General features: G+C 63.2%; 13 protein-coding genes and 2 pseudogenes. 5 read left to right on the top strand and 10 right to left on the bottom strand.

Annotated features, from left to right (window positions below; genetic code table 11):
- Positions 1-3: 3 nt before the first annotated feature.
- Positions 4-888, bottom strand: coding sequence for a hypothetical protein (locus P3R82_RS12865; RefSeq protein ID WP_283194115.1), 885 nt, complete (start codon positions 886-888; stop codon positions 4-6).
- Between the two features lie 214 nt (positions 889-1,102).
- On the opposite strand from P3R82_RS12865, the gene P3R82_RS12860 reads away from it, so the two are divergent.
- Positions 1,103-2,272: a glycosyltransferase family 1 protein gene (locus tag P3R82_RS12860; protein ID WP_283194114.1), complete on the top strand. Its 1,170-nt coding sequence runs from the start codon at positions 1,103-1,105 to the stop codon at positions 2,270-2,272.
- Positions 2,273-2,278: 6 nt separating this feature from the next.
- On the opposite strand, the gene P3R82_RS12855 is transcribed toward P3R82_RS12860, so the two are convergent.
- Entirely contained in the window at positions 2,279-3,535 is a 1,257-nt protein-coding gene (locus P3R82_RS12855; RefSeq protein ID WP_283194113.1) for an MFS transporter, read from the bottom strand.
- Between the two features lie 278 nt (positions 3,536-3,813).
- On the opposite strand from P3R82_RS12855, the gene P3R82_RS12850 reads away from it, so the two are divergent.
- Positions 3,814-4,047 carry a hypothetical protein gene (locus P3R82_RS12850; protein WP_183902377.1) on the top strand — a complete coding sequence of 78 codons (234 nt, stop codon included), beginning with the start codon at positions 3,814-3,816 and terminating at the stop codon, positions 4,045-4,047.
- Between the two features lie 63 nt (positions 4,048-4,110).
- Here P3R82_RS12850 and der read toward each other — a convergent pair.
- From der to P3R82_RS12835, 3 genes and pseudogenes are all read right to left on the bottom strand, one after another.
- A pseudogene (gene der, locus P3R82_RS12845) lies at positions 4,111-5,549 on the bottom strand (ribosome biogenesis GTPase Der).
- A 15-nt stretch (positions 5,550-5,564) separates the two neighbouring features.
- Positions 5,565-6,248, bottom strand: a complete 684-nt coding sequence (locus P3R82_RS12840; RefSeq protein ID WP_183902379.1) for a tetratricopeptide repeat protein — start codon at positions 6,246-6,248, stop codon at positions 5,565-5,567.
- A 103-nt stretch (positions 6,249-6,351) separates the two neighbouring features.
- Positions 6,352-6,936, bottom strand: a complete 585-nt coding sequence (locus P3R82_RS12835) for an NnrU family protein (protein WP_183902380.1) — start codon at positions 6,934-6,936, stop codon at positions 6,352-6,354.
- Positions 6,937-7,259: 323 nt separating this feature from the next.
- On the opposite strand from P3R82_RS12835, the gene P3R82_RS12830 reads away from it, so the two are divergent.
- Positions 7,260-8,306, top strand: a complete 1,047-nt coding sequence (locus P3R82_RS12830; protein WP_283194112.1) for a polysaccharide deacetylase — start codon at positions 7,260-7,262, stop codon at positions 8,304-8,306.
- A gap of 915 nt (positions 8,307-9,221) precedes the next feature.
- Here the strand turns inward: P3R82_RS12830 and sbmA are convergent.
- Together sbmA and P3R82_RS12820 are read right to left on the bottom strand one after the other, a co-directional pair.
- Positions 9,222-10,494 (bottom strand): annotated as a pseudogene (gene sbmA / locus P3R82_RS12825) (peptide antibiotic transporter SbmA).
- A gap of 123 nt (positions 10,495-10,617) precedes the next feature.
- Positions 10,618-11,814, bottom strand: coding sequence for a YbfB/YjiJ family MFS transporter (locus tag P3R82_RS12820; protein ID WP_283194111.1), 1,197 nt, complete (start codon positions 11,812-11,814; stop codon positions 10,618-10,620).
- A gap of 151 nt (positions 11,815-11,965) precedes the next feature.
- Here P3R82_RS12820 and P3R82_RS12815 point away from each other — a divergent pair, with 151 nt between their 5' ends.
- A complete protein-coding gene (locus tag P3R82_RS12815; protein WP_283194110.1) occupies positions 11,966-12,547 on the top strand; it encodes a PadR family transcriptional regulator in 582 nt (193 codons plus the stop codon).
- Positions 12,548-12,647: 100 nt separating this feature from the next.
- Here P3R82_RS12815 and map read toward each other — a convergent pair whose 3' ends face one another.
- Positions 12,648-13,406 (bottom strand): type I methionyl aminopeptidase, encoded by a 759-nt coding sequence (gene map, locus P3R82_RS12810; protein WP_283194109.1) that lies wholly within the window; start codon positions 13,404-13,406, stop codon positions 12,648-12,650.
- A gap of 113 nt (positions 13,407-13,519) precedes the next feature.
- On the bottom strand, positions 13,520-14,581 hold the full coding sequence (locus P3R82_RS12805; protein WP_283194108.1) for an LLM class flavin-dependent oxidoreductase: 1,062 nt from the start codon (positions 14,579-14,581) through the stop codon (positions 13,520-13,522).
- A 175-nt stretch (positions 14,582-14,756) separates the two neighbouring features.
- Here P3R82_RS12805 and P3R82_RS12800 point away from each other — a divergent pair, with 175 nt between their 5' ends.
- Entirely contained in the window at positions 14,757-15,134 is a 378-nt protein-coding gene (locus P3R82_RS12800; RefSeq protein ID WP_283194107.1) for a hypothetical protein, read from the top strand.
- Positions 15,135-15,398: 264 nt separating this feature from the next.
- Here the strand turns inward: P3R82_RS12800 and P3R82_RS12795 are convergent, their stop codons facing one another.
- Entirely contained in the window at positions 15,399-15,866 is a 468-nt protein-coding gene (locus P3R82_RS12795) for an SRPBCC family protein (protein ID WP_283194106.1), read from the bottom strand.
- Between the last annotated feature and the right edge of the window lie 73 nt (positions 15,867-15,939).

Below are 15,939 nucleotides of genomic sequence, written 5' to 3'. Positions count from 1 at the left end.
CTCCTATTTGCCAGCGAGCTGTTTGAGTGCCTGAGCCATTTCTTTAACCGACGCGACAAATTCTTCGACAATAGCGGGGTCAGCATTCGGTCGTCGAAGCGCGGCATGCGCAGCAACCATTTGTGATAGGAGCTCCTCGTAACGCGGAGCCTTTCGAGGTCGAAACAGCGCAAGAGTCTCCTCCATGGCCTGCGAGTCTCTGGAGAACTGTGCATATATCGCGTAGCGATCGGCGTTACTGCCCTTGGCGTCTCTCCTGACATCATCCAGCATTGTCTCTTTATCGTTCAACCAGTTCTGATAATCAGCGTCGATGTAGCCGCTAGTCTGTGCGAAGCTATCGGATAGAAGAGCAGCGCTCTGCACGATCAGTGGGTGCGCCTCACTTGTGTACTGCCGCAGTCGGGCATCCGAGACGTGAAGGAAAAGTTTCGTAGCAGCGCCTTCCGCAATCGAAGCTGCGCCTTGAAACCGTTTATTCGATGCCAGCGTTGGAACGGTATTCAACGCCTTCTTCAAACTTCCAAGCGCGGTTTCCAAACTCTCGCCGTTTTTGCCGCTTGCGGCCGCCGCAAGCGCCGCCCCGTAACCCGCGATCGCGTTCAGCAGATCGGTGCGTACCGCCCACACCTTCCTGAATTTGAGGTCAGACGTTGGAACATTGGGAGGGAACGATGGTGCACGTGCACGGCTTTCAAACGCCATCGCCTGATCTTCAAATGCGGCCTGAGCAGCAACCTTGTCAGCCACCTCGGGAACATCGGCAACGATTTGCGCAACCGCAGCTGTCGCCTCTCCAAATTTCGCAATCTTCTTGGCATCGACACTCGCGCAGGCGACAAGCATCGACGTCGCCAGCAATGCCAGCACCCGCAATTGTCTCAACATGGATTGTTCCCCCAACCTCGGCTAGGGATAGCACATCAAGAATTGCAAACAACAAACCACGCACAACCCAAGATCACAGCCCCGGTTGCATCCGGCTGCACCCGCCCGCCTGTAATATTTCCATCATCGACAGCAGCGACAATATCGGTGCGGGAATCGCTTATCCGGCGCCCGCCCGGAGCTTTGCGCCGATGGCGCGGATGGAAGTCGGATCATGTTGCAACGCCTGACGAATGCCACCGATGGCGATAACGCGGCCGCCTTGTCGACGGGCAAGCCGGAGCGGCTGGTCATCGTCACCGACGCCTGGCATCCGCAGGTCAACGGCGTCGTCCGCTCGATCGAGAACACCAACCGCGAGCTCGCGAAAATCGGCGTCGAGGTGGCGATGGTGACGCCACAGGGGTTCCGCAACATTCCCTGCCCGACCTATCCCGAGATCCGCCTGTCGATCGCAAGCTACCGCGGCGTCGCGCGCGAAATCGCCAGGCACAAGCCGTCCTATGTCCATATCGCCACCGAGGGTCCGCTGGGGCTGACGGCGCGGCGCTGGTGCCTGAAGAACCGCATGCCGTTCTCGACCAGCTACCACACGCGCTTTCCCGAATATGTCGCCGCCCGCCTTCCCATCCCGAAGAGCTGGCTCTACGCCTTCGTCAAGTGGTTTCACAATTCCGGCGCCGGCTGCATGGTGGCGACCCCTTCGCTGGCGCGCGAACTCTCCGAGAAGGGCATCCGCAACCTCATGCCCTGGACTCGCGGCATCGACGCCAACCAGTTCCATCCGGCGGCGCTCGAGGACAAGCCATTCGGCCTCGCCCGCCCGATCTTCATGACGGTCGGCCGCGTCGCCCTGGAAAAGAACCTGCCGGCCTTTCTCGATCTCGATCTTCCCGGCTCCAAGGTCGTCGTCGGCGATGGCCCGGCCCGCGCCGAACTCGAGAAGCGCTATCCCGATGTGCATTTCACCGGCCTCAAGGTCGGGTCCGAGCTGGCGGCGATCTATGCCCAGGCCGACGTCTTCGTCTTCCCGTCGCTGACCGACACCTTCGGCAACACCATTCTCGAGGCTTTGGCGTCGGGCGTCCCCGTCGCCGCCTACCCCGTCACCGGCCCGTTCGACATCATCGGCGACGACAGTGAGGTCGGCGCGCTCGACTACAATCTCGGCACCGCCTGCCTGTCCGCCCTCTCCTCCTCGCGGGAAAAGGCACGCGAACTCGCCGTGCAATATTCCTGGGAAGCGGCGACGCTGCAGTTCATCACCAACATCCGCGCCGCCAACGGGGTGATCACTCCGAAATGGAAGAAGGCCTGGCAATACGCGAAGTCGCTGCCGCGCAACAAGCGTCTCGGCGATGGCGATGCGGCGACGATGGTGTGACGCCTTCTACTCCGCAACCCCCGCCGCCTGACGCCCCCGCCCGCCCGGCAGCGGCGGAAACGCCAGCGCGATCGCGGCCGCGCCCAGCCCCACTAGGGCCGAGCCGATGAACAGCCAGGAATAGTTGGCGAAGCTGTCGAAGATCCAGCCGCCGATCAGCGGCCCGAAGGCCATGCCGAGGCTGGAAAGCATGGTGGCGGCGCCGAAGACCGTGCCGATGATCTTCTGCCCGAAATATTCGCGCGCCAGGACCGCGTAGAGCGGCATGACGCCGCCATAAGCGCTGCCGAAGACCACCGCCAGCGCGTAGAACTCCCCGAGCCTGCTGACGAAGAGATAACCCATCAGCGCCGCCGCCTGGATCAGCAACCCGCCGACGATGACGGGCTTGACGCCGACGCGATCGGCAAGCGTACCGTAGATGAGCCGGCCGCCGAGCCCCGCCAGCCCCTCGACGCTGTAGATGCTGACCGCCGCCATCGGCGCCACGCCGCAGAGCGTCGCATAGCTCACCATATGGAAGATCGGCCCCGAATGCGCGGCGCAGCAGGCGAAGAAGGTGAGCCCGAGCACGATGAACTGCGGCGAACGGAACACCCGCGACAAGGGCACGCCACCCCGCTCCGCCGGCAATGCGCCAGTCGCCGTCGCGGCATTGGCCGACGCGGCGGTCTCTCCCTCGGCATCGTCGGGCGCGCGCCGCACCATCAGCGCGGCCGGCAGGAGCAGAACCCAGGCGCCGATGCCGATGATCAGCATCGCGGTGCGCCAGTCATAGGCCGAGATCAGGAGGCGGGCGAAGGGCGAGATCGTCATCGGCGCCACGCCCATGCCGGCCGAGACCAGCGAAACGGCAAGCCCCCGATGCTCGTCGAACCATGCGGTGGTCGCCGCGATCATCGGCGCGAAGAAGGTGCTGGCGGCGATGCCGACGAGAATGCCGTAGCTCAGCTGGAATTGCAGGAGCGTCGCCGCCCGGCTGGAGAGCACCAGCGCCAGCCCGAGCAGTGCCGCCCCGACAAGCACCACCGCGCGCGGCCCGAACCGGTCGCTGGCGGCACCCCAGACGAAGCCGCCGATCCCCATGACGATGAAGTTGAGCGTCATCGCGCTGGCGATGCCGATATGCGACCAGCCGGTATCGAGCGCGATCGGCTCCTGGAAGATCGCCAGCGAAAACATCGCCCCCAGCGCCACGCAGGTCATCAGCGCCCCCGCTGCCACGATCACCCACCGATAGGACCCCTGATGCGAATGGCTCATGATCGTGCATCCTCCCTGATCGAAAGCCTTGGCCAAAGCGGCGCGCAACCCCGATCGAACCGCGTCCGCGGGCGCCCCACGGGCCCTGTTGTCTGAAAGACGTTCCCGCCCCGGCCTTCCCGACACCGGCGCCACGCTTTTTTGCCCGCGCCGCCGGATAGCCGTCCTCCAGGCCCAGGCGGCGCTAAGACCCAAAAATAGTCGTATATATTAAATCAGGATTATTAGACAAAGCCAGGTCGGCGTGAGATTCTTCCGCGATGGAATCAGGAAACGAGATGGCCGACGAACGTTATTTATATGATTCGAAGTCGCACAAGGCGGTCATGTATCAGGCCGGCGAGCATCTCTACCCCATTTCAGGCAACAAGGCGCAGCACTGGATCTCGGGAGACTATATCTTCTCCCTGGAAACGCAGGCCATTACTTACTGGATACTCGGAAACGACGTCTACGGCCATGTCGGCAACGGCGAATTGACCCGCGAGCCGGTTTATTACTTCGCCGGCTGACGCGGCACGGCGTACTATCCGTCGGGAAGATCGCGGGCGCGGCTCTGGGCCGCACCCAACCTGTTACTTGGCCGGCTGCGGCTTGCGACGTCCGCCGCTCTTCGATCCGTACGGATTGTCCTTCTCGCGATACATGATCCGGATCGGCACGCCGGGCATGTTGAAATCCGTGCGCAGGCTGTTGACCAGATAGCGCGTATAGGATTCCGGCAGCGCGTCGGCGCGGGTGCACGAGATCATGAAGGCCGGCGGGCGGGCCTTGACCTGGGTCATGTATTTCAGCTTCAGGCGGCGGCCGGAGACGGCCGGCGGCGGATGCTGCGTCGTGATCGATCGAGCCAGCGGTTGAGCTTGGCGGTCGAGATGCGGCGGTTCCACGTCATGTCCGTATCGATGATCGACTGCATCAGCTTGTCGAGGCCGCGCCCGGTCTGGCCGGAGATCGGCACGGCGCGGATGCCGCGCGCCTGCGGCAACAGCCGCTCGGTCTTTTCGCGCAGGTCCGCCAGAAGCGCCTGCGGCTCGTCGATCAGGTCCCACTTGTTGAAGGCGAGAACGGCGGCGCGTCCCTCGCGAACCACGAGGTCGACCAGCTGCAGGTCCTGCTTCTCGAAGGGAATGGTGGCGTCGAAGACGATGACCACGGTCTCGGCGAAGCGGATGGAGCGCAGAGAATCGGCGACCGACAGCTTCTCGAGCTTCTCGGTGACGCGCGCCTTGCGGCGCATGCCTGCGGTATCGAACATCTTGATGGTGCGGCCGTGCCAGTCCCACTCGACGGAAATGCTGTCGCGGGTAATCCCGGCCTCGGGGCCGGTAAGCAAGCGGTCCTCGCCGAGGAAGCGGTTGATCAGCGTCGACTTGCCGGCATTCGGGCGGCCGATGATCGCCACGCGCAGCGGCTTGGTGTCGTCATATTCGGGCTCGTAGTCCTCGTCCTCTTCCATCTCGCGGGGAAGATTGACGTTGGTCTCGGCGATGTCTTCCTTCGGCGGATAGGCGCGATCCTCGCCGACCGCTTCGACGATCGCGTCGCGCAGGTCGAGCATGCCCTGCCCGTGTTCTGCCGAAATCGGCACCGGCTCGCCGAGGCCCAGCGTATAGGCGTCGTAGAAGCCGCCGTCGGAGCCCTTGGCTTCCGACTTGTTGGCGACGAGCACGACCGGCTTGCCGCGACGGCGCAGCATCTCGGCCAGTTCCTTGTCGACGGGCGTCAGGCCGAACTTGGCATCGACCAAGAAGAGCGAGATATCGGCCTCGTCGATCGCCGCTTCCGTCTGGGCGCGCATGCGGCCCTGCAGGCTTTCGGCGTCGGCCTTTTCGAGGCCGGCGGTATCGATGATGGTGAAGGTCAGCCCCATCAGGCGCGCATCGCCGGGACGGCGGTCGCGGGTGACGCCGGGCGTGTCGTCGACAAGCGCCAGCTTCTTTCCGACCAGCCGGTTGAAAAGCGTCGACTTGCCGACATTCGGGCGACCGACGATCGCGACCGTAAAGCTCATTGAAATACCCTAAACTCAGCCCTGTGCGGCGGGCGCCTTGCCGGATGCAATGATGTTATCAAGCATCATCTGGGCGCGATTGGCAACATTGCGCGGTGTCTGCGCATCGTCGGCGATCGCCTGGTACCACTGGCGGGCCTGGACCATGTTGCCGGCCTTGTAGGCGGCAAGGCCGAGCGCTTCGCGAGCGGAGTGGCGGAACGGGTTGGTCGGAACGGCCATTTCCTCGACCTGGGCCGAGACCTGTTCATAGGTGCCGTTTTCGATCAGCAGCCATGCGGCGCGGATCTTGGCGGCGTTGCGGATGGCGACCGGCGCCTTGGCGTCCTTGCCGATCACGTCGAAGGCCGCCACGGCGCCCGCGGCGTCGCCCTTCTGCGCGATCACCGAGGCGGCACGCAGGCGCGCCAGGATCGGATAGTCGCCATAGCCTTCCTTCTCGAGCTTTTCGAGCGCCGTCAGCGCCTCGTCGCTCTTGTTCTCGTCGGCAAGCTTCATGGCGGCGATGAACTGGTCGCCGGTGCCCGACGACTGGTTGCTGTCCCAATACTGGAACACCTTGTAGCCGACCGTTCCGAGGACGATGAGGACGGCCAGCACGATCAGGTAGCGGCCGAAGCGATGCCACGCACCCTTCATCTGGTCCGATCGCAGTTCCTCATTGACTTCACGAATGAAGCTATCGTCGTTGAATGCCATTCTCGTCTCCGGCCCGGATATGCAAAATCATGCGGGTTGCACGCACATTGTCGGGCCTTCTACCCCATTTTGCAGCCGTTGTAAGGGGGATGTGTAAGAATCGTTACATCACAAGCGGTGAAACGCCGATCACCAGTTCGTGCAGTTTGAAGAGAATGGCCGCCCAAAGCACCACGCCGATGATCACGGCATAGAGATCGTACTTGGCCGACACGAAGACCGGCAGCTTGATCTCGCCGTTGCGCAGCCGCTGCTTCATCGAGATCCGCAGCAGCACCGCCCAGGCGAGGAAGGCGCCGAACAGCACGATCGCCTCGGGTTCGCCGTTGGCCAGAAGATGCGAGAGCGCCCAGATCTTGATCGCCACCAGCAGCGGAAACTTGAGCTTGGTCCTGATGTGCCCGGCGGGCAGGAAGCCCGCCACGAGACAGATCACCGCGATCAGCATCAAGGTCAGCGTGATATGCGCCACCCAGACCGGCGGATTGTAGAGCGTGCCGTACATGCCGCGCGCCTGATCGAAGGCGTAGGCGAGGAACAGGAGCGTGACGATGCTCAAGATACCATGCACGGCGCCCCAGACCGGCTTGCCGAGCTTGTCGATCATCGCGCGGCGGAGATCAGGCACGACCACGCGGATCAGGTGAAGGCCGATAAAGAGGACGAGGCTCAATATTAGCAGCTGCATCGCTAAATTCCTGTTTTGACTATGAGACAGGCTTAGCTTCACCGATCGGAAAATGCCAGCGGCACCGCAGCTTCGCCTCAATTCTGTACCAGAAAAGCCCGAAACAAATTGTCGCGGTGCCCATGTCTTTCAGTATCTCTCCCGGTATGTCTTTCAGTATCTCTCGTTCCAGCCTCTCCATGCTCGTATCACGTTCCTGCCTTTCGATTTCGCTTGCCCTCTCGATGCTCGTTCCGGCCGTCGCCCCCGCGACAGCCCAAACCGCGCCAACCCAAGCCACGGCAGCCCAAACCGCAACGGACCAAACCACGCCAACCCAAACCGTGACTGGCCAAACCCCGATCGCCCAGCCCCCGACCGGCCAGACCGCTCCTCCCGCCGTCGATGCCGCTCCGGTCGAGGCCCCCGCCGCGCCCGTCGGCAACGCGGACGCCAAGCCGGCGGACAAGCCGAAGCAGCTGGTGATGATCTCCTTCGACGGCGCCCACGACAACGCGCTGTGGCAAAGGAGCCGCGAGATGGCGATGAAGAACGGCGCGCATTTCACCTATTTCCTCTCCTGCACCTTCCTGATGAACAAGGAGATGAAGAAGGCCTACCAGGCGCCGTACCAGAAGGCCGGCCGCTCCAATGTCGGCTTTGCCCAGAGCGACGACGAAATCCGCCAGCGCCTTGACAACATCTGGAACGCCAGCCTCGAGGGCAACGAGATCTCCAGCCACGGCTGCGGCCATTTCGACGGCCGCAAGTGGAGCGAGGCCAACTGGTCGCAGGAATACACCGACTTCCGCGACACGCTGAGGAACGCCTGGAAGGGCGTCGGCCTGCAAGAGCCGCAGGGCTGGCGGGACCTGGTCGACAATCGCATCAGGGGTTTCCGCGCCCCCTATCTTTCGACCACGGAAGGCGCCGACATGATCGCCGCCGAGAAGAAGTCCGGCTTCACCTACGACGCCAGCCTCGTCACCAAGGGACCGACCATGCCGGTCGAGGAAGGCGGCATCATCCGCTTCGGGCTGCCGCTGATCCCCGAGGGCCCGCGCGACCGGCCGATCATCGGCATGGACTACAACCTCTTCGTCCGCCATTCCAAGGGCGAGGAGGACAAGGCCGAAAGCAAGCAGTTCGAGGACCGCGCCTACGCCGCCTTCAAGCGCGCCTTCGACAAGCAATATGCGGGCGACCGCATCCCGCTGCAGCTCGGCTTCCACTTCGTCGAGATGAACGGCGGCGCCTACTGGCGGGCCCTCGACCGCCTGGTAAGCGACGTCTGCCGGCGAGACGACGTCGACTGCGTCAGCTATTCGGAAGCGATTCCCCTGATCAAGGCGCGCGGCAAGCTGAAGACGACGCCGGCTTCGGGGTTGTGAGTGGCGGGGCTCGGCCGGATTGGTGAGCGCTTTACCGTGTAACACCCTCTCTGCCCTGCCGGGCATCTCCCCCACAAGGGGGAGAAGACTTGCGGTCATAACTCGCCCAGACAGCAAACGTGGCGCGAGCGGCCACCCCCAACGTTCTCCCCGCTTGTGGGGGAGATGCCGGCAGGCCAGGTATTTGAGACACGTGGCTCGGCCCCATACCACCACCCGACCCCACGGGCACGATCACCCACCCCACGAAACAAATCCCTCAACCCGCTCAACACCCTATCGAAAGCACCGCACATTTCTCATCCCCGCCCCGCGCCGCCACGCCATACTCCTCCTCGTCACCGCACTGGGAGCCGGGTCGCGAACCGGATGCTCAGCCACTCGAAATCCGGCGTGGGGTGATGATTGCCAAGGGGATTAGACGCCGTCAGGGCCGATGATCCACCGGCAAGACCGATCCGAGAGACGCTCCTGTCGGGTCGGGCGAACCGGAAACCGAGGTGATCGGGCAGGCGGGCAGCCTGACATCCATACCACCGACAACAAACCGCCTGCCCTTCCCGTTTCATGACGCCGACCGTCGCGAGGCTTTGCTTCGCGCGCGGTTTTGGCGTGGGTGGTGAGTGGGTGACGGTTGGCTTCGCACCCGGAATACCCCCTCTGCCCTGCCGGGCATCTCCCCCACAAGGGGGGAGATTGGCTGGGCGCGGCCACTCGCTCCACGTCAATTGTTTGGCGAAAACCTCACCACGAGCCGATCTCCCCCCTTGTGGGGGAGATGTCCGGCAGGACAGAGGGGGGTACCCCGGGCACAAGGCAAACAGTGGGCCCACCGCACAAGCACCCCCACCCCACAAACAAAAAACGCCGCGCATCCAAGGACACGCGGCGTCTCCAAAACCCAATCCCGCCCCACTAGCCGTCGGCGTGCACGACCCCGGCCGCCTCGCGATCCAGGTAGCGCTGGTCGATCGCGGGAAGCGGCTCGCCGTCGATGGCGGATCTCGAAGGTGCGAAGGCGCTTGTAGATGGAGAGCAGCTCGACGATCGTCGTCCAGGAATTGACGAGATACTGGAAGGATTCCCGTACCTGGCCGAAGACGTTCTGGATCTGGCTCATCACACCGAGCGTCAACTTGCCGGCGACGATCGAGGGCACGAGAACGAAGGTGCCGAACAGGTTGTCGGCCTGCAGATAGAAGATGCGGGCGACGTTGAAGTACATGTAGTGGAAATAGAGGCGGAAGTAGTTGCGGCGCACATTGGCGAAGAGTTGCGCCACGGTGATCGGATCGGCGCGGTCGTCATGGTCCTCGCCGTAGACCAGTTCCTTGCGATAGGCCGCCTCGACGCGCTGATTGCGGAACTCCAGCCCCGGCAGCTTGATGCCAACGGCAGCCAGGAACACCGTTCCGAACAGCGACCAGAAAATCGCCGCCCAGACGAGCGCATGCGGCACCGTACCGATGATCGGCAATTCCGTGACCGTGGTGGAGAACTTGAACAGCACCGGCAGGAAGGCGATCAGCGTCATGATCGAGCTGACGAGGTTGACGCCGAGGCTCTCGACCGTGGTCGAGAAGCGCATGGTATCTTCCTGCACACGCTGCGAGGCGCCCTCGATGTGGCGCAGCTTCGGCCAGTAGGACATGTAGAATTCGTTCATCGCCGTGCGCCAGCGGAAGATCCAGTGGCTGACGAAGAACAGGTTGAGCACGCCGACGGTGATCGCCACAAAGGCGATACCGGCAAAACCCGTCATGCCCCAATAGAGATCGGCGGCCGTGGGGATCGGCTCCTGGCGCGCCAGCGCACGCTGGATCATGTCGTAGAACGGGCCATACCAGGCATTGATGGCTACGCTGACCTGCACCGAGAAATAGGTGTTGAAGATGATCAGCGCCGAGCCGAGCACAGACCACATCTGCCAGCGATGCGGACTGTAGGTGAACCAGAAGCCGGCGAAGATGGCGACGAAGACGATGTAGTAGACGTAGAACCACAGGAACGGCGTCGACCAGAACACGGAAACACCGACCGGCGCCTCCTGCCCCGGCGCCAGTGGCGGCAGCCCGATCAGGGCGCCGAGGCTCGAGCCTCCGAAATACCAGAGGAGGACGCCGACGAGCGCCCAGGCGACGGCCGACGTGAAGAAGAGTTTCGGCTTCGGGAAGTAGGATAGAAACACGGGAGGGATTGCTTTCCTGAACGAGTGTCTTCGCAAGCTCTATAAGAGCGATTGCGCCGGAAATTAAGGCAGTTCGAACATAGGAGCAATGGCCTGACGGCATTGTTACGCAATTGTAACCGCTTAGGAGAGCTTCTTGACGACTGGCATGACCATGGCGGCGCAGACGACGATGGCCGCCGCCGCCACGTAGGTCGGCGCGACGAAGCTCCCGGTGCGCTCGGCAAGCGCGCCGGCGACGATCGGGCCGACGATCTGGCCGAAGCCGAAGGCGGCCGTCATCATCGCGAAGGCCCGGCGGGGGCTCGCCGGTACCAGCTTGCGGCCGATCTGCAGCCCGTAGGCGGTGATCGCCAGGAAGGTCGAGCCGAACAGCGCCCCGCCGATCAGGGGCGCCACCGAGCGCGGCAGCATCACGGTTGCCAGCACGCCGGCAACCTGCACCAGAAGTGCGGCGACATAGACCCAGCCGAGCCCGAGCGGCCGCACCAGCGGCTTCCACGCGAACAGCGCCACGGCAGATGTCAGCCCGGCGATGAACCAGCAGAGGAATTCGACGGTCGTGCCGGCCGCCGCCATCCGGGCGATGGTGACGAGGAAGGTGGCGGTGATGACATAGCCGAAGCCGAACAGCCCGTAGGAGAGTGTCACGAGCAGCATCGGCCGGCTCCATGTGATCGGCGGCTCCTTGCCGGCCTGCCCGCCGGCGACCGGCCCCGCGGGCAGAAGCAGCCAGACGAGCGCGAGGCTGATCGCCGAATAGATCGCTCCGCCGATCCAGTCGATCCGCCAGGCGTCCGGACCGCCTTGCGAGGCAAGACCGATGACGAAGACCATCACCGACGACAGCGCGATCCCCGCCCCCGGCCCGCCGAAATGCGCCGATTGCACATGGTCGTTGCCGGCCGCCGCCCCGTGGCTGAGCACGATGGAGGAGGTGAAGATCATCGCGAACGCGCTGGCGACACCGGCGAGAAAGCGGATGACGGCGAAGAGCATGACCGAACCGGTCATCGCCATCGCGGCCAAGAGGATGGCGTTGGCGGCAAGCGCTGAAAGCGCCACCTTGCGCTCCCGCCCCGCCGCCCAGCCATAGGCGGCCGCGACCGCGCCGACGAGATAGCCGACAAAATTGGCCGACGCGATGAAGCCGGCATCGGCCGCCGACAGCGGCACGCCGCTCATCATGCCGGGCAGGATCGGCGTATAGGAGAAGCGCCCGAAGCCCATGGCGGCCGCCATGGCGATCATCCCGGCCAGCGCCGTGCGAAACAAAGGTGCATGCGGGGATGCGTGGGGAAGTTCATTGCGAGCCAACATGCTTCGCTTATCGCGCCGCACAATGCGAGCCGCAATCAAGATTTTCTGATGAACCCATCAATTCCGGAAATTTTCGGCCCGCCCTTGAAACGACATATCTTACGATATATGTTTTACGACATAATCAACGATACATCATAAGGAGTGATCGATGAGAGGTTTTAGAGGTGGAATGATGGGCGGCGGCGGCTTTCGCATGGGGCGGAAGTTTGCGGCCGGCGACCTGCAGCTGGTGATCCTGGCGCTCTTGGCCGAACAGCCGCGCCACGGCTACGAGCTGATCAAGCTTCTGGAAGAACGCTCCGGCGGCTTCTATGTCCCGAGCCCCGGCGTCATCTATCCGGCGCTGACCTATCTTGAGGAAACCGGCCTCGCCGAGGTCGAGGCGGAGGGCACGAAGAAGCTCTACCGCATCACCGAAAGCGGCCGCAAACAGGTCGAGGAGAACAGTTCCATGATCGACATGACGCTTGGAAAGCTGGAACGCATCGGCGAGAAGATGGCGCATGTCCGCCGCATCTTCGATCCGGAAAGCCGAGGTCCGGAAAGCCGTGGAGGAGAACGCGAGGAAGAAGCCTTCCCCGAGGACAAGAGCGAAGTTGTCGCCGCCCGCATGCTTTTGAAGTCGGCGCTGAAGCTGCGCTATCCATGGTCGAAGGACGAAGCCAAGCGCATCGCCGGCATTCTCGAGCGCGCCGCCGCCGAGATCCTGCAGCAGCCCAGGAACGACTAATCACGACCGGCGTCATCAAGCCAAACGAAAACGCCCTGCTCTTGCGGCGGGGCGTTTCGCATTATGGGTCCGTTATATCGTAAGACAGATCGCGAAGGCCTTACGTCTGGCCGTCGGCCAGCGTCAGGATCATCGGCCCGTTGCGGGTCGCGACCACGGTGTGTTCGTATTGCACCGTCGGTGCCTGCGGATCGGCATAGAGCGTCCAGGCGTCGTCGCCGCCCTCGGCCCATGTGGCGCCGAGCGACAGGAAGGGCTCGACGGTAAAGACCAGCCCGTCGGTCATGATCCGCTTTTCGGACGGGTCCGGCCATGTCGAAAGCTCGCCCGGCTCCTCGTGCAGCGAGCGGCCGACGCCGTGGCTGGCGAGGTTCGCCACCAGCGTATAGCGGTTCTTGGCCGCGAATGCACCGATCGCCTGGCCGATCTTGGCCAGCGGCTCGCCCGATTTCACCTGGTTGAGCCCCACCCACAGCGCCCGCTTGCCGTCGCGGCAGAGCTTGTCCAACTTCGATTTCGACGGCGGCACAACGAAGGAAGCGCCGGTATCGGAGAAGAAGCCGTCCTTCTCGGCCGAAACGTCGATATTGACGAGATCACCAGGGCGGATGACGCGCGAACCGGGAATGCCGTGCGCGATCTCCTCGTTGACGCTGATGCAGGTGGCGCCCGGAAACTGGTAGCAGAACTCCGGCGCCGAGCGCGCGCCCGCATTTTCGAGCACCCGGCGGCCGATATCGTCGAGCTCCTGCGTGGTGATCCCAGGCTCCAGCGAGGCCGACATGATCTGGATCGCGTTGGCGCAGATGCGGCCGATCTCCTTGAGCTTCAGCAGTTCGTCTTCAGTCTCGATAATCATGAAATTCCGTTTCCGGCCCTGCGTTTACGGCCGGTCGGCCGGCTCTCGAATCTGGAACAGAACACGACGCCGGGGGAAATCCAATTCATCCTTTACGCCATGAAGCTCCTGCTTTAGGCGCTGGCTTTCGCCCCTTCGCCGCTCTCAGTCAATGCCTTTCTGACGATCGGCGCGACTTTCGTGCCGTAGAGCTCGATCCCGCGCATGATCTGGTCGTGCGGCATCAGCCCGATCGCCATCTGCAACAGGAAGCGGTCGTTCTTGAACAGCTTGTGATGCGCGATGATCTTCTCCGCCACCACCTCGGGATCGCCGACGAAGAGCGCCCCCTTCGGTCCGCGCGAGGCATCGAAATGCGGCCTGCTGGTCGGCCCCCAGCCGCGCTCGCGGCCGATCCGGTTCATCACTTCCGCCTGCGGCCCGTAGAACTGATCGGCCGCCGCATCCGTGGTGTCGGCGACGAAGCCGTGGACGTTGATCGATGTCTTGAGCTTGGCCTGGTCCTGCCCCGCCCGCCGTGCGGCCTCGCGGTAGAGGTCAAACAGCGGCGCGAAGCGATGCGGTTCGCCGCCGATGATGGCAAGCGCCACCGGCAGCCCGAGCGCACCGGCGCGCGCCACCGACTGCGGCGTGCCGCCGACCGCGATCCACACCGGCAGCGGGTCCTGAAACGGCCTCGGATAAACGCCGCGCCCGTTGATCGCGGGCCGCATCTCGCCCGACCACGTCACCGCCTCGCTGTCGCGAAGCGCCAGCAAAAGGTCGAGCTTTTCCTCGAACAGCTGGTCGTAATCCTCGAGATTATAGCCGAACAGCGGGAAGGATTCGATGAACGACCCCCGCCCCGCCATGATCTCGGCGCGTCCGTTGGAAAGAAGATCGAGCGTCGAGAACTGCTGGAACACCCGCACCGGATCGTCGGAGGAAAGCACTGTGACGGCGCTCGTCAGCCGGATGCTCTTCGTCTTCACCGCCGCCGCCGCCAGCGCCACGGCCGGCGCGGACGCCGCGTAATCCGGCCGGTGATGCTCGCCCAGCCCGAAGACATCGAGCCCCACCTGATCGGCCAGCTCGATCTCCTCGATCAGATGCTTCAACCGCTCGGCCCCTTCCACCCCCTTGCTCCTCGACGGATTGGGGTTGACGTCTGCGAAGGTATAAAGGCCGAGTTCCATGGCGTGCATCCCGTTGAAATCTTTAGATTGCAGATAAGGATGGCCGAGGTGGGGCGCAATGACAAATTCTAGAACGGATCGTTCGATAAAGTTGATGGGGGAGCTAGGCGGACCGACGGCTGGCGTCGTAGAAGCGGCGATCCCAATCTCCGCTCAGGATCGAGATACATCACCAATGAAGCTGGACACCCGTCATAAGATCTATGGCCATACGATTGCCGAACATATCGAAACGGTGTCAGGCGAACTCGAGGTCGATGCCGTCGGTTTATGGCAAATAGTTCCAGCCGGACGGGAAGGCTTTCAGCTGGACGATGCGGCGCTTAGTGAATTCGTGAGACAATGTGTGCTCGCGCTGCTTGCCTCAGGTGCCAAGCCTGTGAAAGGCGGCGGGGGAACGAGGTTCGACTGGATTCTACAAACACATTACGGCGAGTCTGACCTGGAAATCGCCAATTCGATTGTGCGCGAGTGGCTGGAAGCCGGGGCTGGAGAGGCCGATCCCGGAGGACTATGGTTCGCATTGCCGTCGCCGTCGGTTGGGCTTTCGTAGCGCGCAAGCCGAGATCGCCGCCGATACCCGTCCCGCCCCCATCGCCAAATCCGACTCTCATTTCAAGCACTTCAAAGCCTGAACGGAATCATCCTGCGAACCACCTCATACGCGGCATGAACAGAGGACCTCCCTCATTCCTGTCCTTGTGACAGGAATCCAGCCGACGCGCGTCCGCGCGGCGAAGAGAGTCTTCTGCGATCAAGGACTTGATCGCGCTGGATCCCGGCACAAGGCCGGGATGAGGGTGAGGCAATCTCCAAATCACATGCGCGCCAGAAGCTCGGCGAGCTGGTCGGCGCATTTGCCCCAGCCCTCGTGGAAACCCATTTCCTCGTGGGTCTTCTTGTCCTCGGCGGTCCAGTGCACGGCGGTTGCCGTGTATTTCGTGCGGCCGTTGCCGAGATCCTCGAGCAGCACGGTCGCCGTCATGAACGGCTTTTCGGATGGCACCCAGGCGCTGGTATAGGCGTCGGTGAAGACCAGCTTCTCGTTTTCGATCACCTCGAGATAGACGCCGCGATTGGGAAAATCCTGCCCCTCGGGACTGCGCATGACGATCAGGCTGGCGCCGCCGGCGCGCACGTCGAGCTTGGCGTCCGATATCGTCCAGGGACGCGGCACGAACCATTCCTTCATCAGCTCGGGATCGGTCCAGGCCTTGAAGATCTTTTCGCGCGGCGCGTCGAATTCGCGGACGAGAATAAGCTCGTGCGTGGCGGTCTCGGTCATCGGTCGTCTCCGTTTGAATGAAAGCCGTTCTTGATCAGTCCGTTACATCCTGATCGGTCTGTTACGAGGACGT

The sequence above is a fragment of the Rhizobium sp. AN80A genome (assembly GCF_030053015.1).
Taxonomy (GTDB): Bacteria; Pseudomonadota; Alphaproteobacteria; order Rhizobiales; family Rhizobiaceae; genus Rhizobium; species Rhizobium metallidurans.
Note: the sequence above shows the minus strand (reverse complement) of the source record. Positions and strands in the feature narration are given on the sequence as shown.